The following is a 23,002-nucleotide window of genomic DNA, read 5'->3' on the forward strand; positions in this document are numbered from 1 at the left end:
ATGTTCGCTACCCTGGAACCGACCGTCATGAATTTCACCTACTCTCCCAACGATACCGTCCTCGGCCGGTACACGATTCGTCGTGGCATCGGCATGGGCGGTTTCGGTGAAGTTTACTTTGCCGTCAGCCAAGCTGGCAAAGAGGTGGCTCTGAAGCGAATCCAGCGAAACCTAGCTGTCGAACTCAGGGGTGTCTCGCACTGCCTCAACCTGAAACACCCCAACCTGGTTTCACTGCACGATATTTGTCGTGACCAAGATGACCAGGCGTGGGTGGTGATGGAATATGTTGCTGGCAAGAACCTGCGTGAAGTGCTCGATGACGCCGACCCGAGTGGCCGGATTTGCACAGCAACGGCTTCCGGTGAGGCAGCCTTGCCCAGCGGACTGTCGATCGATGAAGTCCGACGCTGGTTCTGTGGGATGGCTGCAGGAACGGCTCATCTGCATGCCGCAGGATTGGTACATCGGGATCTTAAACCGGGAAACCTGTTCGATGACAACGGAATCATTAAGGTCGGCGATTACGGGTTGAGCAAGTTCATCTCGCTGTCACATCGTAGCGGTCACACCGAGAGCATCGGGACGCTGCACTACATGGCACCGGAGATTGGGCGCGGACAATATGGGCTAGAAATCGATGTCTATGCATGCGGTGTCATCCTGTTTGAACTGCTGGTGGGATCGCTACCTTTCGACGGTGAAACACCGCAAGAAATCATCGTGAAACATTTGACAGACAAACCTGACCTGTCTGCCGTCCCGCGTGAATTCCATCAAGTGATTGCCGCATGTCTGCAGAAGGATCCGGCATCGCGCCCTCGTGATATCGCCGCCATGATGCAGATGACACCGTGGGCACAAGATTTTCATGCCCCTACCACATGGACCTCCGCAGCCCCCGTGGCTGGCCCGCACACGTCTGCTCTGAATTCGGACAAACCTCGCAATTCCGCACCAGCTTCCCCTATTCGTCCACGGGTAGTCCTGCGTCATCGCGCGACCGACGAGCCGATCGCCCGCGCAGTCGGCAACGCAGTGACGGATACCCGACTCTGGTGGGCAAATCTGGAATGTTCTCCGGTAGCGAAAATGGTGATTGCTATCTCCGCAGCAGCAATCCTGTTGATCAACACCCACTGGTTGCTGCCCGCACTCTCGCTATTCGCATTCATTTATGTCCCCTACTTCATCGTCAGGCACATTGTCTTGCAAATCGGGGGCGCGGACGCTACCCGCACCAGCCCTCGTGCAACTCATTATTCCCAGGACCATAGGTACACGAAGTACTACGATTCCTATCGGCATGACCACGCAATGCCATCCCCAACATTGACGCCGCGGCCGACGCCCATGCGATTGTCGAAAACGCAGACACGGAGTCTGCTCCGCCGCTCACTTGCCGAACGAACGCGGTTAGCACTCGCTGCGGAGTGGGCTACCTCGGGTGTGATTTCCCTCGTGGTCGCCGCCACGTTCCTACTGGTCACGGCGGTCATTGGCCTGCGGCATGCAGAGCTCTCAGCGATCACGATCGCGCCCTTCGTATGGATGGTGAGCGTGGTGTGGCTGGGCGCCGCAGGGCTGCTGGCGGTCGGGAAGGCATGGGAATCGAGTGACGGCGAGGGATTGCCACGCCGGCTAACCGCCGCAGTGCTGGGCGGCTGCATTGGCGTCGCCGCTTTCGTACTTGCCGACGCACTGATGGTACCGCTGAACCAAGGGCTCAGTCGCGAAATTGATGCTACATCACTGCCGTCGACCTTTTACCAGGCGACAGGGGTGCCGACTGCCGCGGCGATGATGGCTCACTTCGCCCTGCTCTTCGCGCTGTTGCGCATGTGGAAACCTGTCGACCCGCTGCGCCGTCGACGGCTGAGCCCGTGGGCAGTGGCGGTCGCCGTAGTAGGCGAATGGATCGTGCAGCAGATCATCCCGATCCCGCAACCCGCTGGCATGCTGATTGCCGGCGGAATTGTTCTGATGTCGCAGATCTCGGCACCGTGGTTGAAAACCGACTCAATCGCAACAATCTCCTCTCCGTGAACACTCTTCCAAACCAGGGTCTCTCGAATGAAAACCTCAACCTCCAGGACGACAGTTGTGGCAGGGTTGGTCTTTACTTTGGCGTGCTGTGGAGCCACCACGAGGGCTGATGCTCCGAAAACCGATCCTTCGTCCGCCCAGCTGACCGACGAGTCGTCCACGCTAAGCGTGGCACCGCTTGACCACATCGACTATCCGCTCGATCGCCCCAGCTGGATCGAAGAGCACCGCGTCCCGACCCCGCCCAGTGACGGCGCAGATTTATTGATATCGGTTGGTTCTGGGCCCGCTGCCTCGCCGGAAGCGGCCTCCGAGATGATGGACGTGATGGCACGCGGTGCGGTGGAGAATTATCTTGAACAGATTGCGCAAGATGGCCCCGAAGTCATCCCTGCTGAACGGTTTGATGTCGACATGGATTGGGTCCGAGATGAATTGATCTCGCGACGCTACGAAGGCACCGTGGGGATTGGTGACGATGTGCAGTACGAAAGCGTTTGTCTGTTGCGAATCAGCGATGAGCAACAACAGAAACTCTCGCGATCGATCCAAAACTATCAGCTGGAGGGACGCCTTTCGACCGTTGGCGCCATCGCCTTGATCGGCTTCGCGGGCTTGCTCAGCGGATCCGTTGGATTGGGCTGGCTCGCCTCCCGCCAACGACCGCGCGCGGCAGCCTGACGATTCAAAGATAGTAGGCCAAGGGAAGAGAGTGGTTTGGTCAACGGCCTGTTGATGCAGCGGCCTGTCCTTCCAGCGGCCCGAGACGCAACGGGCTAGCGGACATGGCCCGGCGTCGGTGCCAGACCGGAGCGTCCGGCCCATTTACAGAAAATACCCTCGGCGGGATTCGAACCTGCGACCTGCTCGTTAGGAATGAGCTGCTCTATCCAGCTGAGCTACGAGGGCGAGCGGTCGAGAGTCTACTCGATCACTCGATGCGCGGGAACGGCAACAGACCGCCCCGCTACGAAATTCCCTTGCTGCGTGATCCCCTAGCAAAGGCGTGATCTCGCTGCCGCGTCCTGACAGCCTGCTTAACACCGCGGCAGATATTTCTGAGCGTGGGCTGGGGTCGATTCCGGGGGCGATCGACAGCGATTCCGGCATGAGCCACTGCGAGAGTGCTCCACCCGTGCGGTGTGGAGGTGCTCTGGCTTGCATCTGCCAGGCTGGCACCACGGCTGCGAAGCCCGCGTTGCTGGCTTACCCACCATCTTACGCAAGCCATTCGCAAATAAGGACTTGCGACTTGCCTCCAGCGATCGGTACGGCGATTGCTCTATGGGCGTGACCGTGGCGTGTTGCTGTCCGTCTGACCGATATGACGGGACCGCACGTTGCTTGACCCAACTCATTCACCCCCTACCTTTCCCGGGCCGCAAGGCCTGTCTCAGGAGATTCACACCGTGGCAAAGCAAATCGTTTTCGACGATGACGCGAGAGGCCCCTTGCTGGCTGGCGTCAGTAAATTGGCTCGCGCTGTCCGTAGCACCCTCGGCCCGCGTGGCCGTAACGCCGTCTTGGACAAAGGCTGGGGTTCGCCCAAGGTTACCAAGGATGGCGTGACGGTCGCCGAAGATATTGAATTGGACTGCCCTTTCGAAAACCTGGGTGCCCAACTCGTCAAGGAAGCCGCCAGCAAGACCAACGATGTCGCTGGTGACGGTACCACCACCGCTACCGTGCTGAGCGAAGCCATCTTCCGCGAAGGCCTCAAGATGGTCGCCACTGGCGCCGACCCGATGGCACTGAGTCGCGGCATGCAAAAGGCCGTCGATGTCTGCGTTGCTCAAATCGCGAAGATGTCGACACCCATTCGCGAAGGCAACCGCTCGGATATCAAGCAAGTCGCGACAATCGCGGGCAACAACGATCCAGAAATCGGCGACGTCCTCGCCGATGCGTTCACTAAAGTCGGTAAGAACGGCGTCATCACTGTCGAAGAAGGTCGCTCGAATGAAACCTACGTCGACGTCGTCGAAGGCATGCAGTTCGATCGCGGCTTCCTGTCGCCGCACTTCGTTACCAACCAAGACGAAGTGTCGGTCGAGCTTGATGATTGCTACGTGTTGCTCTTCGAAGAAAAAATCAGCAACAACAAGAAGCTCATCCCGTTGCTCGAAGCGATCAGCGAATCGAAGAAACCATTGCTGATCATCGCCGAAGACGTCGAAGGCGAAGCCTTGGCAACCCTCGTCGTCAACAAGATGCGTGGCATCCTTTCGGTCTGTGCGGTGAAGGCACCTGGCTACGGCGATCGCCGCAAAGCGATCCTCGGCGACATCGCCGTGTTGACCGGTGGTAAGGCTATCTTCAAGGACCTTGGAATTGATTTGGAAAGCGTGAAGCTCTCCGATCTCGGCCGTGCAAAACAAATTCGCATCACCAGCGAAGCGACCACGATCGTCAGCGGTGCGGGCAAGAAAGCGGATATCGAAGGTCGCGTGACGCAAATTCGTCGCGAAATCGACAACACGGATAGCGACTACGATCGAGAGAAACTTCAAGAGCGATTGGCGAAGCTTGCCGGTGGTGTGGCCCAGATTAACGTCGGCGCCGCAACTGAAACCGAGATGAAAGAGCGTAAAGCATTGATTGACGATGCTCGCGCCGCCACCCAAGCCGCCCTGGAAGAAGGGATTGTCCCCGGTGGTGGAACCGCACTCCTACATTGCCGCAAAGCCGTCGAGAAACTCGAGAAAGACACCGAAGGCGATCAGAAACTCGGCGTTCGGATCATCCGCAACGTACTCGACCAGCCCATGCGGGCAATCGCAAACAACGCCGGCCTCGACGGTGCAGTCGTTGTCAATCGTGTCTCGCAACTCAAGAGCAAGACCGAAGGCTACGACGCCAACGCCGACAAGTATTGCGACTTGATCGCTGCGGGTATCGTTGACCCAGCCAAGGTGGTTCGTACCTCGCTGACCAATGCTGCCTCTGTAGCCGCACTCTTGCTGACGACCGAATCGCTGATCGTGGAAATTCCTGTTGAGGAAGAAGACGGCGGCGGCGACCACCATGACCACGGCATGGGCGGTGGCATGGGAGGAATGGGCGGCATGGACATGGGTGGCATGGGCGGAATGGGTGGCATGGGCGGCATGATGTAGTTCATGCCGCAGAGCACTCCCGTCTCTGCAACCGAGCCACCATCGGTAGCTCCCGCAATTTCGGTAGCGGATCTTAACAAAGGATCCCTACCTGGGATCCCTCACCGGGCCCACACGTTCATCTTCAATCAATCAACCAATCTTAACATTTAGGAATTTCACACATGGCAGCGACCAAGACCATCAGCCTCCGCCCACTCGACGACCGCGTAATCGTGCAACCCAACGAAGCCGAACAAACCACCGCTGGCGGCATCGTGCTTCCCGACTCGGCCCGTGAAAAGCCACAGCGTGGCACCGTCGTGGCTGTGGGCCCTGGCAAATTGCTCGATAGCGGCAACCGTGGCGAACTCAGCGTGGCCGTTGGTGACGTAGTGATCTACGGCAAGTACGGCGGCAGTGAAATCGAAGTTGACGGCCAAGAGCTGAAGATCCTTCGTGAAAGCGACATCTTGGCCAAGATTGCCTGAGATCTGTTCGCTCGCTTTCCTCCCTTCCATTTTACATTCACTTAGGAATCTCAACCGTGGCAAAACAATTGCTATTTGAGGACCACGCTCGGGCACGCATGCTGGCCGGTGTGGATAAACTCGCCAACGCGGTCGCGGTCACCATGGGCCCCACCGGCCGCAACGTGATCATCGACAAATCCTTCGGCGGCCCTACCGTCACCAAAGACGGCGTGACCGTTGCCAAGGAAATCGAACTGGAAGACCGGTTCGAGAACATGGGTGCCAAGCTCGTCATCGAAGTCGCTCAGAAGACCAGTGACTTGGCTGGTGATGGAACCACCACCGCCACCGTGCTCGCCCGTGCGATCTTCAAAGAAGGTCTGCGAAACATCGTCGCCGGTAGCAACCCGACGGCGATTCGCCGCGGCATCGAAAAAGCCGTTTCGGCTGCCTGCGAGAAACTCGTCGAAATGGGTCGCCCGGTCAGTGGCAAAGAGGAAGTTGCCCACGTCGGTGCAATCTCTGCAAACAATGACAGCCAGATCGGCAACCTACTCGCCGACGCGCTCGAGCGTGTGGGCAAGGACGGCGTGATCACTGTTGAAGAGGGTAAGAGCCGCTCGATGGAAGTTGAGTACGTTGACGGCATGCAGTTCGACAAGGGCTACATCTCGCCGTACTTCATCAATGAACCAGGCACGATGGAAGCGTCTCTCGAGAACGCCCTCGTCTTGCTCTACGAGAAGAAGATCAGCAACATTCGGGATCTCGTCCCCTTGTTGGAGAAGTCGGCGCAAACCGGCCAGCCTCTGCTGATCATCGCCGAAGACGTTGACGCCGAAGCACTCACGCTGCTCGTTGTTAACAAACTCCGGGGCACGCTCAACGTGTGTGCGGTGAAAGCCCCCGGTTTCGGCGATCGCCGCAAATCCATGCTCGGTGACATCGCCACTCTGACCGGCGGTACGCTGATCAGCGACGATCTCGGCATTCAGCTCGAAAATGTCACGCTCGAACAACTCGGTCGCGCCAAAAAGGTCACCGTCGACAAGGGTCACACGACCATCGTCGAAGGGGCTGGCAAACGCGAGGACATCGACAAGCGGGTTTCACAAATCCGTGCTCAGATCGAGCAAACCGACAGCGATTACGACAAGGAAAAGTTCCAAGAACGGCTTGCCAAACTCGCCGGTGGTGTCGCCGTGATCAGCGTCGGTGCGGAAACCGAAGCTGAGATGAAGCAAACCAAGGCTCGCCTGGAAGACGCTCTTCACGCGACCCGTGCAGCGGTCGAAGAAGGCGTCCTGCCCGGTGGTGGCGTCGCTCTCGTTTACTGCCGCGAGGCAGTCGAAGCGGCACTCAAGAAAGCCAAGGGCGACGAAAAGGTTGGTGTCAACATCGTACTCCGCGCTCTCGACGCTCCCATGCGTCAGATCGCTGACAACGGTGGCATCGACGGCAGCGTGGTCGTTGACGAAGTACTGCAGAAGAACAACCCCAAGATCGGCTTCAACGCTCACACCGGTGAGTATACCGACATGATCAAGGCTGGCGTCATCGACCCAGTGAAGGTTGTTCGTACAGCGTTGACCAACGCGGCCAGCATCGCCGGATTGTTGCTCACCACCGAAGCGCTCGTTACCAATTACGAGCAGGAAGACAAGGACAAACGACCCGTTGAAGGCGTTGTTAGCTAGTCTGGATCAATCACACCACCTTCCCCGGCCCTGTCGGGGAAGGTGGTTTTGTTCCAAAATTAAGGCCTTCGAGTAGGCGTGTCTCTCCGAGACGCGCGTCCGAGACATAGCCCCGTGTCTCCGATACATATGCCCGAGTCTCGGAGAGACTCGGCTACTCACCGCGGGTATCTGTTCATCCAGGCCTTCAAATCCCCTTCACTTGCACCCGGTTCCATGGCAACCAAGACTTGTTACTACGAGATCCTCCGCGTCGAGCGATCTTCCACCAAGCAACAGATTGATCGTGCCTACCGCAAGCTAGCGATTAAGTACCACCCTGATTCCAACAAGGGTGAAGACGCCGTGGCACGCTTCAAGGAAGCGACCGAAGCCTACGAGGTACTCAGTGATCAGTCGAAGCGGTCTCGCTATGATCAGTATGGACACGCGGGCGTCGAAGGCTCCACGCAACAGTACGGAGACGTCGAAGACATTTTTGAAGCTTTCGGCGATCTCTTTGGCGGCGGCTTCGGGGACTTTTTTGGTGGCGGAGGTCGTCGCGGAGGTGGTGGTCGCAAACGTGTCCGACGCGGTGCCGATGTTCGCTGTGATGTTTCTTTAACTCTTGAGGAAGCTGCGCGGGGTTGTCATAAGGACATCTCGTTCCGCCGCCGAGTCGCCTGCGACACCTGCGACGGCAGTGGAGCCGCTCCCGGCAGTGAACCGGTCACCTGCACGATGTGCGGCGGACATGGCCAAGTCATCCAGTCGGCGGGCATTCTCCGCGTCCAAACGACGTGCCCCACCTGTCAGGGTGCGGGAAAACAGATCAGCCAACCCTGTGGGAACTGCCGAGGCACAGGCTTGCAGAACGAAAAGGCCGAACTGAATGTAGAGATCCCTGCCGGCGTCGACGATGGCATGCGTGTGCGACTGCAGGGCGAAGGCGAACCGAGCCCCGATGGCGGACCAGCAGGTGACTGCTATTGCTTCATCGCGGTCAAGCCACACAGTCTATTCAAACGCGATGGCAAGCATCTCGTTCTGCAACTGCCGATCGCCTATGCCCAAGCGGCACTGGGAGCGGAAATTGAGGTTCCTACGCTCAACGGTCCTCATCAACTCACCGTTCCTGCAGGCACGCAGAGCGGTGAAGTGTTTACCGTTCGTGGGCAAGGCATCGTGGATCACCGCAGTGGCCGCAATGGCGATCTGCTCGTCCAAGTATTTATTGAAGTGCCGAAGAAGCTCAGTTCCGAGCAAGAAAAAATATTGCGTCAACTCGCCGACCTCGATCACGAGGCCGTCCTGCCTCAGCGAACCTCCTTTCTAGACAAACTCAGGCATTTTTTTGATCCTGAACCTGAAATCACGTCGGACACAAAATCATCATGAACGAAACCCAATCTCACCCTGAAGACGATGTTGACTTTGGCGGCGACATCCAAGCGCAGAACGAAGTTGAATCGGCAACCGATCAGGCACACGAATCTCTCGACGCGCCAGAGACGCGCGACGAGGAAATGATCCGCTTGCGGGCTGATGTCGATGCGGCGGATAAGCGCGTACTGCAAGCTCAAGCGGACGCGGAAAACTTCCGCAAGCGGATGCGACGTGACTACGAAGATCAATTGAAGTTTGCCGCGATGCCGCTGATCAACGACATCCTCCAAGTCCGCGACAACCTCCACCGCGCCATCGATGCCGCTGGAGCGAGCGGCGACGGCGGAACCTCGGCCGGCCTACGGGATGGCGTTGCAATGGTCGTCAAACAACTTGACGATACGCTGGCCAAGTATGGCGTCGAACCGATCCCCGCTGAGGGCGAAGAGTTCGACCCAAACTATCACGAAGCGATCTCACAAATGCCGCACCCCGAGATTGAATCTGGCAAGGTCGCCCATGTCGCCGGCGGTGGGTTCCGTATGCACGGACGAGTCATCCGCCCCGCGCAAGTCGTCGTCAGCACGGGCGCTCCGTAGCCACTTTTCTACATGGTTTTACGCAACGTCTTCCTGCCCGAACGCGGTTCGGGCAGGGTCGCATCACGCGTCGGAGGGTCGAGGTACGGCGACACACAGCTTTTGGGTCGATCTACGACACAGCCTGCCTTCGCCAACGGATCGCCAAGACGTTGGTGAACACGCGCCAGTGGACGCTCCTCAAACACGGATCGCGGCGTTGCGCGGCGGCGCCGCCCTTCGCTCATGAAGGTGTCCGGTACCTTCTTATCGGCTCCTGATGAAAGGTATCCGGTACCATGATCGAAAAAGACATCTTTCGGGCCCATTTTGACCTGGGCGAAGCGACGCGACAATTAATAGCAGTCGAATGTCGCACAGACCTCTGGAAATCGAATGGTTACGTCTCCTGCAACACAGAGTGATGATTCACCTTGCAAATATCAACGGGACCCAAAGAGCCACAATACTCAAGATCGTCGTCGCAGTCGGGTCCAGTGTCAGGCGGTTGGGCAACAACGTTCCCCACAACCGCCACTGTGCCGATGAACGCACCGATGATGGCAAACTGATAGGCAAGAGTGACGCGGATCATTCTCGCGACACCCGGCTGCCGACCGGGCGGAAACAGACAATATTCGCCACGACGGATTCCTGAGAGGGGTGGGACTCACAGGAGGATTCATGAAAGAACAAACCGCGCATCCACGCGCAAGACGATTCCGGTCCGAGCCAGACGCGACTTTGGTTTGGCAGAGGCGAGTCCTGCTCGCGTCACAGGCGAATCCCTAGACATTCTGTCGCCTGAAAGCTACCGTAGAGTCGGTGCCGTGCTGGACTGCTTCGCAGTCGCCACCCATCTCGCTTTTTTCGATTCCTCAGCCCATCTCTCTGCGTTGTAACACGACGATGCCCACTTACGATTACTTGTGCGAAGCCTGCGGCCATACGTTGGAAATTTTTCAAGGCATCCATGACGAGCCAGAAACTAAGTGCCCGGCTTGCAAAAAGAAAAAACTCAAACGGCAATTCGGAACTGGAGCCGCGATCGTCTTCAAGGGCAGCGGTTTTTATCAAACCGACTATCGCAGCGACAGTTACAAAAAAGGCGCCAAGGCCGAGGCGAAAAAATCAGAGTCAGCGAGCAAGCCCGAAAAATCATCGGGCAAAGAATCCAAATCCAGTACCCCAGCTAAGAAAGCGGAATAGGCTGCTGAATCCTGGCAAAATGACAGATGGTTTTCTGTCGTGCGGCGATGAAGCAGACTAATCTGGCAGTCTCGCGAGCAGTCTGGATTCTGCTCACTATTCTCCTGGCAAACTCGCTGGTGAGCCTGCGTTTCTCCCAGGGGCGAGAACTGGTCGAAGACGCCAGAGCCCCACGCAATCGTTCGAGCTGCGTGGCGTCGATTTTGGACGGGCATGCCGTTCCCCTGCCGCGACTGATTCAGATGTCAACCTTAGCTAAAGTCTGGAGACAGCACGAGAGGACGCCCCGTTTGATCTCGGTGGGATCCAGTTAGAGAACTAGTTCCGCAGTCACCCATAACAGGTCTGCTCTATTGCAATACTGCCAGCCACACAGGAACGATTATTCCGCACGTAGGATGGAACCATCGTCCCATCCGGGATTCCGTTGATGCACGCTCGGGACAATGGTCCCAAGCTACTAAGCAGGTTGCCAGTCGCCCTACTTCATTTTCCGATACCGCTCGATCAACGCGTTCGTCGAGCTATCGTGATCGAGCACGGAGTCAGCATCAACCGCCAGTTCGGGAATGATTGCTTTGGCAAGCACCTTGCCGAGTTCGACGCCCCATTGATCGAAGGCGTCGATGTTCCAGACCACACTTTGCACGTAGACGCTGTGTTCGTAGAGTGCGACGAGTTTGCCCAACATCGCGGGCGACATCCGCTCGGCGACGATGGTGTTTGACGGACGGTTGCCTTCGAATACACGGTGGGGCACCAACCAATCCTGCGTGCCTTCGCTGCGAACTTCGGCATCTGTTTTTCCAAAAGCCAGTGCTTCGCTTTGTGCCAGCACGTTGGCGATCAAGATATCGTGATGGTCCCCGATGGGATTGAGCGATTTCGCGAACGCAATGAAATCGCAGGGAATCAGTCGCGTCCCTTGATGAATCAACTGATAGAACGAATGCTGACCGTTCGTGCCAGGCTCGCCCCAGTAAATCAATCCGGTTTGGTAGTCGACAGGTCGCCCATCGACGGTCGTCGACTTGCCATTGCTCTCCATGGTGAGCTGTTGCAGGTAGGCAGGGAATCGTTTGAGGTATTGCTCGTAAGGCAGCACGGCGGTGGTTTCGACACCGAAGAAATTGGCATACCACACCGAGAGCATGCCCATCAGGACCGGCAAATTCTCCTCCAACGGGGCGTTGCGGAAATGTTCATCCATTTCATGGAATCCCGCGAGCATGTCCCGGAATCCTGCGGGGCCGATCGCCAACATCGTCGACAATCCTATTGCCGACTCCATCGAATAGCGACCGCCAACCCAGTCCCAGAATTCAAACATATTGGCCGTATCGATTCCGAACTCGCTGACCTTCTCGGCATTGGTCGACAGCGCCACAAAGTGCTTGGCCACCGCGGACTCGTCGCCGCCGATGCGGTGCAAGAGCCACTGCCGAGCCGTGTTGGCATTGGTCATCGTTTCGATCGTGGTGAAGGTCTTCGATGCCACGATGAACAGCGTCTCCATCGGGTCGAGATCCGCCACCGCTTCAGCAAAATCGGTTGCATCGACGTTACTGACGAAGCGAAAGTTGAGTTCCCGAGCACTGAAATACTTCAGCGATTCATAGGCCATCACTGGGCCCAAGTCGGAACCGCCGATGCCAATGTTGACGATGTTGCGAATCGGCAGGCCGCTATGGCCGACCCACTCGCCGCCGCGGACGCAATCACAAAAAGCAGCCATCTTGTCGAGCACCGCATGGACATCGGGGATGACATTCTCGCCATCAACCACGACCGACGTTCCCGCCGGCGCCCGCAGGGCGGTGTGCAGTACTGCGCGACCTTCGGTCAAATTGATTTTCTCACCGGAGAACATGGCCTCAATCGCCTCGGGCAACTCACACCCGCGAGCTAAATCGATGAGCAACCCCATCGTTTCGTCCGTGATGCGGTTCTTGGAATAGTCCAGGTACAGCCCCACTGCCTCCAGGGATAGTTTACTGCCACGCTCTGCCTCTTCGGCGAACAAGTCGCGAAGATGCTTGCCTTGGATCGCGTCGTAGTGCTCGGCGAGAGCCCGGTACTGCGGCAGGTTTTTGAGAGTGTCAGTCATGGTTGGCTTTACAGTGGAAGGGTGCAAGAGGAGAGGCGACCGCCAACTTCATTCTGCGCGATTTCGCTACTGCGGACCATCCGCCTGCCCACGTAGAACTTCCGCTGCCGGAGCACGAACAGGTGCCGCCAAAGCAGCTTGGCCAATCACGCGAGCAGGCAGAATTGGCTGCAATTCGAGTTTGCGTGTAACCATCTCCCCCGACGCCGCCAACTGCTCAGCGCGAGCGACCAGTTGGCCTGCTGAGTCACCGTCGACAGGTACGCCTTGGGCGGTCAACTCGCGGACAATTTCGGCTCGCTGGGCAACGAGAGCTTCCTGAGTCGGCGATCGAGAAATTGCCCTTGAAAAAATCTCGTTGGCCTGGATGAGGTCGGTTGTGCGCCCGCCGACCTGATATCGCTGAACCATTGTCTCGCCGATAGCTCGCAACAGCGTCGGGTTATTGCCGGCACGCAAAATGGCATCAGCGAGCGCTGCCTCGGCAACTTGCGAGGGGCCATCTAACGGGGTCCCCGACATCGCCAATCTCCGCAACCATTTGCGGTTCTCGATCTCCGCTAGCCAAACAGCCGCATCCTGTGCGAGCGGATCATTCTGCAGTGCAGTTCGCAAAGTCGATTCGGCCTGGGTGATGCGATGAGTATTGAGCTGCCGGGATGCCTCCGCCATGGCGGCATGCGTCGCCCGGACGGGACTAAATGAGAAGTGCACCAAGACGACAACCAAACCAAGCCACACGAAACCGAGCGCGAAGGAGGGAAGCCAAAACTGCCATTCCTTTACTCTTGGTGATTGCGAATTGTCTCCTGCGATGAATCCCTGCCATGGCACGCTGGTGGCGATTCCCGCCAACCAGAGCAGGACAATGCTCACGCCCGGAATGGTCCAACCGCCTGAGAAGCATAAATGCACCAAGCCGCACGCCGTTGCGGCGGCAGCAATCTCCCGGCATTGGCGCATCGTCAAACCGGTGGCACCCGATGGACTCGCCTGCCACCATATCCCCATCACAATCAGCGCAGCAGGAATCGCATATTGGTGGGCTTCGAAATCCGGCAACGAATCACTAAGAATTCCGTAATACCAAACTGCCAGTAAACCCACGCATGCTCCAATCGCCATCGCCACTGCAATCGCGCCACCGCAGTCTCGCCGCAGCAGAATCGCGTGATGTGCTGATTCTGCTCGCGTTCTGTCAGGCACGACCGATCCACTCTCTCGCTCATTGACCAGTCGCATCGAGCTGCGGTAAGCCGCGTATCCCGCAATCAAACCAGCCGTCAGTAATACAGCCGCCGTCCAACCACCACACGCCAAAGTTTCGATGATGAAATTGTGAGGCTCCGCAATCATTTCATGCCCTTGAACATCACGATACTTCTGGTAGACAAGCTGAAAATTGCCAGGCCCGGTACCGAACCACGGACGATCAACAACCATCTCCAGTGCCGTTCGCCAGTACAGTAAACGCAAGTGGAGTGTTGCGCGAGCGCCCTGGGCAAACTGGCCGAGCCACGTATCGGCGCCGGATTGCCACCATGCCACGACCGCGGCGAAGCCAAGTCCAATCATGCACGTCAGGACGATACGGACCGGTCGCCTCGACCGAATCCAGACTGCCGACATGGTGTACCACGTTCCAATAAACACGACCGACAGCACCCCGCTGCGGCTACCGGTCGCCATGAGTGCGATGATCAACAGGCCGAGCACACCGCTCAGCAACGCCACCAGAACCATTTTCTTGTGCTTCACACCTACAGCATCGTCGCCTGCCCTTTGGCCACCATCCTCGGCAACCTGTGGCATGCTCGTCGTCGACGACCATCGATCGCTTTGAAACCAGCCCAATAGACACACCAGACAGCCACCGCAAAGGGTTGCCATCATCGCCAGCGGACCCGCGAGCGAATTGGCCAGTGCAAAGGTCGCGGTCGGGCCACCGTCTCGCAATCGATTCTCGTAGATCATTCGGGCCGCCGAACCCGCCGGTGCGTAGAGTCCGATCATCTCAAGTGCACCGTCTGGATCCCGAAGATACTCCCGCATCGTCTCTGGTAGTGATACATAGTGTTGGTGCAACGCATGCACAGCCAGCAGCGTCGCCAGTCCCAACATCAATCCAAACACTGCGACGATACGATCGGGTCTCGCCATCAATCGTCGCATCACCACCAGAAAGCCGGCTGCCGCGATCCACCACCAGCCTTCGTTCGTCGCCGCACGCAAGTCACCTCCCACGTCCGGCGATGATGCCGAGAAGACGCCCGCGGTCACCCAGGCAGACAGGAACACCCAGCTGGCTAGCCCGCATGCGCAAACATCTAGCCACCAAGACGATTGGCGAACGTCCAGCACTGGCCTGATCCGCGAAACGATTGCCCCAGCGAACACCCATATCATCCACGAACAGGTCAAGCCCAATGAGCCTCCCTGCTCAACAGCAGTCGAATCGGCGGGATAGTACGTCGTCCAAACCAGTAAGGCTGCAGCGGTTGCCAATGTGACTAGAACAGAGACATCACGCCAACGCATCCGCCCACTGGCGTTATTAAGTCGCTTCAGTTGGGGAGCGGTTGCATCAACTGCCTGCCGAGAGGCGGAGGGCTTCCTGTCAAATTTGCGACTCACGACTTCGATCGCCGACTGCGAGTCGATTCCAGAATTGCGACCAGCGTCAGCATGCAGCCCACGATCCCCAACACCATGATCGCCTGCACCGTGTCAACGTGCGTGAGCAACACCGCGGAGAGCCCGCAAGTCGCGGTGATCAGATGAATCGTCGCCACCGCGGCGGTACGTGACAATCCGAGTTCGACGAGCCTGTGCGACAGATGGCTATGGTCCCCCTGAAACAAACTGCGGCCCTCACGCATGCGGATCCATAACACCGTCATCATGTCATAGAGCGGAACCGCCATCGCGCATAGCGGCGCCAGCACCGCGTGCGGTCGCAGCGAACCGTCGGGTGCTGGTCCGCCCACGAACGTCGCCATCAACATCGAAACGGCGATCAAGAAGCCCACGAAGTAGCTGCCCCCGTCGCCCATAAATATCTTCGCTGGCGGGCGATTGTGAAAAAGGAATCCTACCAGGGCCCCGGCGACAACAGCTAACAACGCTGCCACGAGCAATTGAGGGTGATGGGTATCTGGATCCGGCGTCGTCAACATCACCACCGCCATCGCGCCCGCAATGATCGCTGCGATACCGCCTGAGAGCGCATCCATATTGTCGAGCATGTTGAATGAATTGATCACGGCAACAATCCACAATACCGACAGTGACTTCGTCAGCCAGCCTGCCTGGAAGTACGCGGTCAATTCAATTCCCAGTCCATGGACGACTGCGGCGGCAATCCCAAATTGCACGCCCAATCGAACGATCACGGACAATCCCCGGCGATCGTCCCACAAGCCCAATACCAGCAATACCGTACCTGCGGCTAGCAACCACAGCACGTCGCCAGCACGTGACCACACCCCCTCCGCATGCGTGGTCGCGGCAGTCCAAAGTGCCTCAATCTGCAAATCCGCCATCCGTCGCTGCCAATCGGGATCCCCGGCAGCGTCCTGCAGCCACCAGGCGGCCAGGAGTGCCAGACCGACCGTACCGGCAACCCCCAGATAAATTCCTATCCCGCCGCCCAAGGGAGTCGGCACGGTGTGGCTGCTATGCCCGCCCGGCCGATCGAGCAACCCCAGTCCTTGCGCAAATCGCCGCACCGGAAAGAGCACCAATCCACTGATCACTCCCGCGATTCCAGCAGCCGCCAATACGAGCACGACGGTAGCGGACATGGCGAACAAGGGGTCAGAGGGAGCAGGAAAGAGAAGAAGGTGAGCTGGCACAGACGCGTTAGGCGTCATCCCGCAGAATGTGTGATTTTGCACTGTACCGCGGATGGCGTCCACCTCCCCCGACAAGCTCAGCTCATGCCAACCCGAGCTGTCAATGAGTGAACCGGGAGCGCCTCAAATACTCGCTAAAGGGCACGTTCATGAAAAATATCTCGCTGGGAAGCCGCTGATTAAATTTACTCTCTCACTGAGAATAATTGGTGTACGAAGTCCGTTACAGCACATTTATGCATGACGATGCCTCCTTTGCAACGGCTTCGGAGCCCTGCTGGTTCGTAGAGACCGGCTCGATCTCGCAGCGTTTCCAACACTTTTTTGGCAATTTTTTGGACTGGGATATCACAACTATCACTCTGCATATAACCAATTGCCGATGTATCGCGACGGTAGCAACGACCCCAGCACCAACTGGCCACCCGGGTACTCCGACAACAGTAACATTTACAACCTCAGTCCGCTGGTCGGAATTCTGCCGTTTATCGAACAGCAGGCCCTGTAGCAACAAATTTCCAATCCCAGTATTCAAAATGCGGATGGTTCGACACGCGCAGCAGCCGATCCATGGCCCGCGATGGGACCGACCGTCGACGGGAACGATCGCTATATTCCATGGACCACCGAAGTGAAGACGTACCGTTGCCCGAGCGATCCCGGTCGGGGTGCCCCAGCCTATGGGCGGACGAACTATGCCGTGTGCCTGGGTGATAGCTACGCTCAACCCAATGGATCGTGGGTGTGGTGGGACAACACGCAACGCGTCGGCCAAGTATGGGCGGGTAAAAAGCAAATCGCGGACTCTGCGAAGAAGGCTGGCGAGATTAACCCACCTCCCAAATAGTTCGCGACTCGAAACCGCCCAGTGATGCTCCCGCTAGCTGCCGTCGCCAGAAGGTGACATGGACATCCAGAAGTTCGCAGAATATGTCGAGCCGAGCCCGCTTAGGATCGCGGCGTCGGCAGGGGAGTCCATGGCGTCGCCGGCAGTCATCGGGTAGCCAATCGGCCTGTGTTTCTGCTGCGATTTCTGCTAACTACAGTGGGACGTCACTCCCGCCCCGACTACTACCTCGATCCGACTGTGGAAACATCGCTCCACCACCAGCTGAAATCCCATTATTCGACCTCACCCGATCAGATCGAGGTGACGATCGGGGCATATCGAATCGATGTGGTCCGAGGTGAGGAGCTGATCGAAATCCAGTGCGCCTCGTTGTCAGCGATCCGACGTAAAACACTCGACTTGCTGCAACGACACGACGTCCGAATCGTCAAACCATCGATTCATCGCACACGCATCTGTCGTCGCAATTGCCGAGGTGGCGACACCGTCTCACGCCGCTTGAGCCCGCGCCGAGGTCATCCTCACGAGATCTTTGAAGAACTGATCTATTTACGCGACGTGTTTCCACATCCCCGTCTGACGCTGGAAATACCTATCGTCGATGTCGATCAACATCGCTGGGTTCGCAAAGTCAAAGGGCGTCGACGCCGTGACCCGGGCTACGTGATCGAAGACACCGAACTGACCCAAGTACACGCTGCGATTGAGCTCCGTGAAGCAGCCGATTTGTGGCGACTGCTCCCGCCCGCAGTCGCCTCCCAAGGCATCCCGCTCGACGAACTTGCGCAGGCTGAATTCAACACCCAGGATCTCGCCTGCTCCATCGGTTGCCCACGCTGGATCGCTCAGCGAATCGCTTATGTGATGCGGCACGCCGGAGCGATCGAGTCCACCTCCCGCGACAAATCCGGCGTTCGCTACCGCGCCGCTTAATTGGTTAGCGGGACTGCCGAGCAATTCACCAATTCACACCGATTCGACAGTCCTGACAATCGTCTCGCTCGTCGGGATGATCCTGACGGCAACGAGCGCTGTACTGGCAGCGAAAATCCTCTACACGGTAGACGATTTCCAGTCCAAGCGGACGAATGATGAAACACCGCATCCTGTAGCGTCCTCCCGGTTTTGAAGCATGCGTATGATTCTCCAGCCCTAAAGACAGCTAACTGCATCAATTGGGCGTGATCAAGCTGGCAGGCAGCAATGCGGTTGGTCCGTACGCTACTTCTGTCGTAGCCTGGCAGCGACGGGGCGATGATCCGATGCATGCGGTTCATCGATCACATTAACGTTGTCGAAGCCCCATCGAGATCGCGGTGCGGCAAAAATGAAATCGATTTCAATGGAAGGTTCCGTAGACGAAAATGTCAAATGATCATCCACAGGTTTATGAGCTTCTAACGCTCGCTCGCGAAATAATTTCACGGTGCGGGATAGGGGTTGATCATTGAAGTCACCCATTACCACGTAGGGCATGTCCAAGGAATCTAAGTACTCGCAGACCTTCTCAGCTTGCGCATATCGGAAGTTGTCGTCCTTCACCCAATCGAAATGCACGTTGACTAATTTCAACGCTTTGCCAGTGGGTAATTCCACTTCCACTGCTAACGCGACACGGGGTTCGTTTCCATCGGGCAGCCGAATCGATTCCTTCTTGGTGATTGGATACCGCGAGAGAATCGCCAACCCGTACTGACCACCATCATAGGTCATGAACGATCCAAAGGCGGCATGCATGTTCAGACGCTTCGCCAAGTTGAGTGGCTCGTTGATACCCTTGCTGCGTTGAGTGCCATCGTCGACCTCCTGCAAGGCAATGAAGTCGGGATTGAGCTTGCTAATCACCTCCGCGGTGCGAGCCAAATCGAGCTTTCCATCATTTCCTAGTCCGTGTTTGATATTGTAAGTAACCACTTGGTAGACAGGAGCTGAGTCCTCTGCGTGCACCTTGTATGGAGCCGAAAGCAGAATCGCGAAAACAAGGCTCGCAAGCGAGAGAGAGATAGATTTCATTTGATGATCTTGAGAAAAACATAAGAGGCTAAGTAGCCGTGTCTCTCCGAGACACGAATTCAGAAAATACTTCCGAGCAGCCGTGTCTCTCCGAGATACCAAGCCAGTAACTACTTCCGAGTCTCGGAGAGACTCGGCTACTCAGATTAAGTCACGGAGACTGCTCATGGCGAGCGGTTCTTTGGTATCGAAGGGCTCTCCGTAGTTGCGATTGATCAATCGGCCCCAATGCTCGCCTTCGTGGCGAATGCGATCGATCAGTGTGGGGGGCGTTGTGGGGCGGCCTGTGACCATTTGACTGTGATAGGCGCGAACTGTCGCCATCTTGCGATCCCATTGCTCGGAAATATCAACGATCCAACCAGGTTGAACCGCCAATCGCAGATGGATGCAGAAGTAATAATACAATCGCTCGGGATGATGTCGCGGTCCCGGCATATCCGTTTTACTTAACTTCGCGTGAAACCGAGCTGCTTCTGTTAGCAGGGTGGCTGCAAGGTGATCTGGATGTGCGTCGTGGTAATACGGCGCAAACAACCAGCGCGGACGAAGGCACCGCACATAGCTGGCGATCCGTTCGCGAGCCTCAAGCGTATTTTCGAGTCCGCGGTTGACCAACCCAGCATTCCCTCGCCAGGTCAACTTCATCACCGCCGTCGCGGCCGCGGTTTCACGGATTCGCATTTCCATGCTGCCGTGTGGAGTCGGTTCTCCTGACGTCAGATCCAACACGCCAACTCGCATGCCTTGGTCAATCATCCGCATGATCGTACCGCCCATACCGAGTTCCGCGTCATCGGGATGAGGGGCGACGACGAGAAAATCGAGCGGCTCGAACTCGTCTGGGTTCGGAAACTCGCTCGGCGGCAGCGTGTTGATCATGGGGAAGCGTCGCTCAGATTATCGAGTAGGTTGCTTGGCAGGAAGTTGGAGAGCCATGGCTTGGACGGAATTGCGAATCAACAGCACGTTGCCCACGAGGCTGGGCACGTTCCACGTCTTGTGATCGAGGGCCTTCAGACGCGCCAGTTCGCGATACTCATGAGGGTCGGCCGCGACGAGCGCAACGTCTCCCATCTCTTCTTGAACGATCAGAGTATCACCCGCCAAGATGACCTGCCCCTGCCCCGAGCGGTTGCGACGAGACTGTTCCCAGAGCCGCTCACCTGACTCTAAATTGATTGCTTGCAGAGCCCCGTTGCTGATCCCATAGGCGACACCTTCACGGACAACCGCATGATTGAACTTTGTTTTCATGATTCGGTTGGAACGCCATACGTCTTCGGCAATGTAACCTTCGCCAGACTGATCTGGTTTGACTTCAATGAGGGCGCTACCACCACCGTATCCCTTACCGATTAGGAACCGATTCTCGCCCGCCGGTACCACCGAGGCACAATTCGCGCCACCGTTGCTTTGGCCAGCCCAATCGGTCTGCCAAAGCTGTGCACCGGAGTCAATCGCGTGACCCGAAATGGTGCTCTCATTGACGATAACGATCTGTGGCTGACCCGCGAGCGTCAGGAATTGCGGCGACGCATAGCTGATCTGATCCGGACCCGCCCTCCAGCGCACTTCGCCGCTGAAGGCGTCTAACGCGACGAGGGAGCGTTCCGGGGCGAGTTCATCACCCCCCAACGGCACAACACACAGTCCATCGACGAGCAAAGGTGAAGCGCTACGTCCCCAGGTGATAGCGGCTTCTGACTCAGTCTGGTTCCAACCAGCCAGGTCCAGCAGATCGACTTCCCAGAGCACCTCGCCACTGTTTAGATCGATGCACCACAGCATACCGGTAGCGCCCTGTGCGTACACGCGGCCATCCCAAATCGTCGGTGTTGATCGTGGCCCGGTCTCGCCGAGAGGATGCGTGTGGACGGCTTCGTGATCAACAATCCACAGCAACTCACCATCAGTTAACCGATAGGCGGTCACGCATTCGCGTTCGTCCCGCTGCTCCAGAGTCACCGCGATATTGTTGGAAACAGAAAATGATGACCAGCCGGCACCGATGCCAATGTTCCACAGCGTCTGCACCTCCGCCGGTGATTTGGGTATCTCGAACTCTCTGTCAGCTGCGATTCCGTTACGATCCCCGCCGAGAAATTGGTCCCAAGTTGCCGAGGGTGTCGGACCGACTATGCCACCCTCAGGGCCGCCCGTCGCATCGCCCTCGCCAGCAATCTCGGCGTCGTGGCCTCCGGCTAGCTCATTGGCAGTGGCCGGACCAGCGACCGTGGTTTGTAAATCAGGAACCCGGTGAGACGTGAAGCGCCACTCGAACTGCGGAATCATCTCACCCGACAGCGTGCGAATGCGTACCAATCCGAACAGGGTGAGTGCCACCGCGATAGTCGAGAGGGGCACAATCCATGCGTGTCCAGCCTGCCACGCTGCTCGCTGCAGAAAAAGCAGCGTCAATCCAAGGGAAATCGCGCCGATCACCACGCACACCAGAAAGGCAATTTGGTAATCAAAACTGGGTGCAAAGAACTGCACGATCGCGATTGCAACTAGACCCACGATGGCCGAGACGGTCCCGCGACGTAAGAATGGTTTACCGGCAGGGCTATCCTCAGCAGACTGCTGGCCCGAAACAGAATATCCGTCATTCGATTCGGTCATCTTTGTCACGGTATCAATATCCCAGGCGAGCGAATGTCTATCGACCACGCCCCTCATGATAACAGCTCACCCAACATCGCAACATTGGTACGCCCGGAGGGGACGCTAGCGGGCGATCCCGCTGACGCGCTCGATGCGAACAATGTTTGTACTGCCGCATTCATTTCCGATCTGCATCTACTGAGTTCACGCTGCAACTACCGCGACCACGAATTCGCCATTCGCAACGCCATTGAGGCTGCCGATGTCTGCGTGTGGGGCGGTGATCTATTTGATTTCTGCTGGTCGTGTGAGGGCGATGGTCCCAAGTCACGTCGGCTCGCCATCGAATGGCTCGACCGCTGGAAACGTGAATTTCCCATGAAAACATTTGTGTACCTCACTGGAAATCACGATGCTCAACCGGAATTCCAAGACGCCCTCGCTCAATGGTCGGGCAATACACACCAAATTTCATCGGATCAATCGCCGCGGCCCGAACTATCGATCCAGCCAGCAGCAGTTCATGTCGGTCTGGACGCGGTGCGCATCGGCGACTGCCTGATGGTCCATGGCGACGTGATTGAACGCGGCGGCATGGATGGTGGCTTGGCTGCCTATCGCTCCAGGTGGCAACACGAACGCACCGGAGCCGATCGACCACCGGCGATTCGCAATAGCGTGTACAACGCCGCCGTGAAGGCGCGATTGCACCTGGCCACTGCCGGGGTGGCTCATCGACGAAAAGATGTCTGTCTGCGCTTGCTGCGATGGACGCGCAGCCAACCGGACTGGGTGAGTGACGGTGTTCGCCGCATCGTCTTCGGCCATACCCATCGTCGCTTACGTGGTGTCCACATCGCTGGCTACGAGTTCTACAACGGAGGCGCCACCGTCAAACACGTACCCTTCGCTCCGATTGTGCTCGAAACGGAAGTCTCGACAGAAAGATCCGGATAGAAAAATAGGTCCATCCGGGTTCCTCATAGGTAACGCCGACATGCTCAAAGAAGAGACGACCTGCGTCGCCTGAGGATCGACTACCATGGTTGACAGATTTCCCCTCCATTACTTTCAGAGCTAATCACACCATGTTTCGCCACCACTCCAG

The 23,002-nt window shown here is 57.4% G+C and carries 20 protein-coding genes and 1 tRNA gene; 13 read left to right on the forward strand and 8 right to left on the reverse strand.

Going from position 1 to position 23,002, the window contains the following annotated elements; genetic code table 11:
• Positions 1-27: 27 nt before the first annotated feature.
• A complete protein-coding gene (locus Poly21_RS10990; RefSeq protein WP_302118652.1) occupies positions 28-2,046 on the forward strand; it encodes a serine/threonine-protein kinase in 2,019 nt (672 codons plus the stop codon).
• 27 nt (positions 2,047-2,073) lie between these two features.
• Positions 2,074-2,727, forward strand: a complete 654-nt coding sequence (locus tag Poly21_RS10995; protein WP_146407111.1) for a hypothetical protein — start codon at positions 2,074-2,076, stop codon at positions 2,725-2,727.
• Positions 2,728-2,881: 154 nt separating this feature from the next.
• Here the strand turns inward: Poly21_RS10995 and Poly21_RS11000 are convergent.
• A tRNA-Arg gene (locus Poly21_RS11000) sits at positions 2,882-2,955 on the reverse strand.
• A 500-nt stretch (positions 2,956-3,455) separates the two neighbouring features.
• Here Poly21_RS11000 and groL (Poly21_RS11005) point away from each other — a divergent pair.
• From groL (Poly21_RS11005) to grpE, 5 genes are all read left to right on the forward strand, one after another.
• Positions 3,456-5,162, forward strand: a complete 1,707-nt coding sequence (groL, locus tag Poly21_RS11005) for a chaperonin GroEL (protein ID WP_146407112.1) — start codon at positions 3,456-3,458, stop codon at positions 5,160-5,162.
• Between the two features lie 164 nt (positions 5,163-5,326).
• Entirely contained in the window at positions 5,327-5,632 is a 306-nt protein-coding gene (groES, locus tag Poly21_RS11010; protein ID WP_146407113.1) for a co-chaperone GroES, read from the forward strand.
• A gap of 56 nt (positions 5,633-5,688) precedes the next feature.
• Positions 5,689-7,311, forward strand: coding sequence for a chaperonin GroEL (gene groL, locus Poly21_RS11015; protein ID WP_146407114.1), 1,623 nt, complete (start codon positions 5,689-5,691; stop codon positions 7,309-7,311).
• Between the two features lie 216 nt (positions 7,312-7,527).
• On the forward strand, positions 7,528-8,688 hold the full coding sequence (gene dnaJ, locus Poly21_RS11020) for a molecular chaperone DnaJ (protein ID WP_146407115.1): 1,161 nt from the start codon (positions 7,528-7,530) through the stop codon (positions 8,686-8,688).
• Entirely contained in the window at positions 8,685-9,275 is a 591-nt protein-coding gene (gene grpE, locus Poly21_RS11025; protein ID WP_146407116.1) for a nucleotide exchange factor GrpE, read from the forward strand. The genes dnaJ and grpE overlap by 4 nt, the downstream gene beginning before the upstream one ends.
• A gap of 8 nt (positions 9,276-9,283) precedes the next feature.
• Here grpE and Poly21_RS11030 read toward each other — a convergent pair whose 3' ends face one another.
• Entirely contained in the window at positions 9,284-9,610 is a 327-nt protein-coding gene (locus Poly21_RS11030) for a hypothetical protein (protein ID WP_146407117.1), read from the reverse strand.
• 68 nt (positions 9,611-9,678) lie between these two features.
• Here Poly21_RS11030 and Poly21_RS11035 point away from each other — a divergent pair, with 68 nt between their 5' ends.
• Both Poly21_RS11035 and Poly21_RS11040 read left to right on the forward strand, forming a co-directional pair.
• Positions 9,679-9,912, forward strand: coding sequence for a hypothetical protein (locus Poly21_RS11035; protein ID WP_146407118.1), 234 nt, complete (start codon positions 9,679-9,681; stop codon positions 9,910-9,912).
• 251 nt (positions 9,913-10,163) lie between these two features.
• Positions 10,164-10,463 (forward strand): FmdB family zinc ribbon protein, encoded by a 300-nt coding sequence (locus tag Poly21_RS11040; RefSeq protein WP_146407119.1) that lies wholly within the window; start codon positions 10,164-10,166, stop codon positions 10,461-10,463.
• A 481-nt stretch (positions 10,464-10,944) separates the two neighbouring features.
• Here Poly21_RS11040 and pgi read toward each other — a convergent pair whose 3' ends face one another.
• The 3 genes from pgi to Poly21_RS11055 all read right to left on the reverse strand — a co-directional run bounded on the left by pgi (position 10,945) and on the right by Poly21_RS11055 (position 16,373).
• Positions 10,945-12,570 (reverse strand): glucose-6-phosphate isomerase, encoded by a 1,626-nt coding sequence (pgi, locus tag Poly21_RS11045; protein ID WP_146407120.1) that lies wholly within the window; start codon positions 12,568-12,570, stop codon positions 10,945-10,947.
• A gap of 66 nt (positions 12,571-12,636) precedes the next feature.
• Positions 12,637-15,204, reverse strand: coding sequence for an O-antigen ligase family protein (locus Poly21_RS11050; RefSeq protein ID WP_146407121.1), 2,568 nt, complete (start codon positions 15,202-15,204; stop codon positions 12,637-12,639).
• Positions 15,201-16,373 (reverse strand): MraY family glycosyltransferase, encoded by a 1,173-nt coding sequence (locus tag Poly21_RS11055; RefSeq protein ID WP_146407122.1) that lies wholly within the window; start codon positions 16,371-16,373, stop codon positions 15,201-15,203. The genes Poly21_RS11050 and Poly21_RS11055 overlap by 4 nt, the downstream gene beginning before the upstream one ends.
• 391 nt (positions 16,374-16,764) lie before the next feature.
• Here Poly21_RS11055 and Poly21_RS27430 point away from each other — a divergent pair, with 391 nt between their 5' ends.
• The 3 genes from Poly21_RS27430 (at position 16,765) to Poly21_RS11065 (ending at position 18,207) form a co-directional block, all read left to right on the forward strand.
• Positions 16,765-16,932, forward strand: a complete 168-nt coding sequence (locus Poly21_RS27430) for a DUF1559 family PulG-like putative transporter (RefSeq protein WP_302119743.1) — start codon at positions 16,765-16,767, stop codon at positions 16,930-16,932.
• Positions 16,933-17,004: 72 nt separating this feature from the next.
• The gene (locus Poly21_RS27435; RefSeq protein WP_302118662.1) at positions 17,005-17,271 is read left to right on the forward strand and encodes a hypothetical protein; all 267 of its coding nucleotides are present in this window, start codon (positions 17,005-17,007) and stop codon (positions 17,269-17,271) included.
• A 198-nt stretch (positions 17,272-17,469) separates the two neighbouring features.
• On the forward strand, positions 17,470-18,207 hold the full coding sequence (locus Poly21_RS11065; RefSeq protein WP_302118664.1) for a DUF8091 domain-containing protein: 738 nt from the start codon (positions 17,470-17,472) through the stop codon (positions 18,205-18,207).
• A gap of 288 nt (positions 18,208-18,495) precedes the next feature.
• On the opposite strand, the gene Poly21_RS11070 is transcribed toward Poly21_RS11065, so the two are convergent.
• From Poly21_RS11070 to Poly21_RS11080, 3 genes are all read right to left on the reverse strand, one after another.
• A complete protein-coding gene (locus tag Poly21_RS11070; RefSeq protein WP_146407123.1) occupies positions 18,496-19,287 on the reverse strand; it encodes an endonuclease/exonuclease/phosphatase family protein in 792 nt (263 codons plus the stop codon).
• Between the two features lie 141 nt (positions 19,288-19,428).
• Complete coding sequence (gene bshB1 / locus Poly21_RS11075) at positions 19,429-20,169, reverse strand: bacillithiol biosynthesis deacetylase BshB1 (protein WP_146407124.1); 741 nt, start codon at positions 20,167-20,169, stop codon at positions 19,429-19,431.
• 18 nt (positions 20,170-20,187) lie between these two features.
• On the reverse strand, positions 20,188-21,912 hold the full coding sequence (locus Poly21_RS11080; RefSeq protein WP_146408605.1) for an outer membrane protein assembly factor BamB family protein: 1,725 nt from the start codon (positions 21,910-21,912) through the stop codon (positions 20,188-20,190).
• Positions 21,913-21,945: 33 nt separating this feature from the next.
• Here Poly21_RS11080 and Poly21_RS11085 point away from each other — a divergent pair, with 33 nt between their 5' ends.
• Complete coding sequence (locus Poly21_RS11085; RefSeq protein ID WP_146407125.1) at positions 21,946-22,851, forward strand: metallophosphoesterase; 906 nt, start codon at positions 21,946-21,948, stop codon at positions 22,849-22,851.
• Positions 22,852-23,002: the final 151 nt, after the last annotated feature.

This window comes from Allorhodopirellula heiligendammensis (assembly GCF_007860105.1).
Lineage (GTDB): Bacteria > Planctomycetota > Planctomycetia > Pirellulales > Pirellulaceae > Rhodopirellula > Rhodopirellula heiligendammensis.

Coding starts and splice junctions, on each gene's coding strand:
- Poly21_RS11040 (WP_146407119.1), top strand. CDS start 10,164: ATGCCCACTTACGATTACTTGTGCGAAGCCTGCGGCCATACGTTGGAA.
- dnaJ (WP_146407115.1), top strand. CDS start 7,528: ATGGCAACCAAGACTTGTTACTACGAGATCCTCCGCGTCGAGCGATCT.
- Poly21_RS10990 (WP_302118652.1), top strand. CDS start 28: ATGAATTTCACCTACTCTCCCAACGATACCGTCCTCGGCCGGTACACG.
- Poly21_RS11055 (WP_146407122.1), bottom strand. CDS start 16,373: ATGTCCGCTACCGTCGTGCTCGTATTGGCGGCTGCTGGAATCGCGGGA.
- pgi (WP_146407120.1), bottom strand. CDS start 12,570: ATGACTGACACTCTCAAAAACCTGCCGCAGTACCGGGCTCTCGCCGAG.
- Poly21_RS11070 (WP_146407123.1), bottom strand. CDS start 19,287: ATGAAATCTATCTCTCTCTCGCTTGCGAGCCTTGTTTTCGCGATTCTG.
- Poly21_RS11035 (WP_146407118.1), top strand. CDS start 9,679: ATGATTCACCTTGCAAATATCAACGGGACCCAAAGAGCCACAATACTC.
- groES (WP_146407113.1), top strand. CDS start 5,327: ATGGCAGCGACCAAGACCATCAGCCTCCGCCCACTCGACGACCGCGTA.
- Poly21_RS11080 (WP_146408605.1), bottom strand. CDS start 21,912: ATGACCGAATCGAATGACGGATATTCTGTTTCGGGCCAGCAGTCTGCT.
- Poly21_RS27435 (WP_302118662.1), top strand. CDS start 17,005: ATGGGACCGACCGTCGACGGGAACGATCGCTATATTCCATGGACCACC.
- Poly21_RS11085 (WP_146407125.1), top strand. CDS start 21,946: ATGTCTATCGACCACGCCCCTCATGATAACAGCTCACCCAACATCGCA.
- bshB1 (WP_146407124.1), bottom strand. CDS start 20,169: ATGATCAACACGCTGCCGCCGAGCGAGTTTCCGAACCCAGACGAGTTC.
- Poly21_RS10995 (WP_146407111.1), top strand. CDS start 2,074: ATGAAAACCTCAACCTCCAGGACGACAGTTGTGGCAGGGTTGGTCTTT.
- grpE (WP_146407116.1), top strand. CDS start 8,685: ATGAACGAAACCCAATCTCACCCTGAAGACGATGTTGACTTTGGCGGC.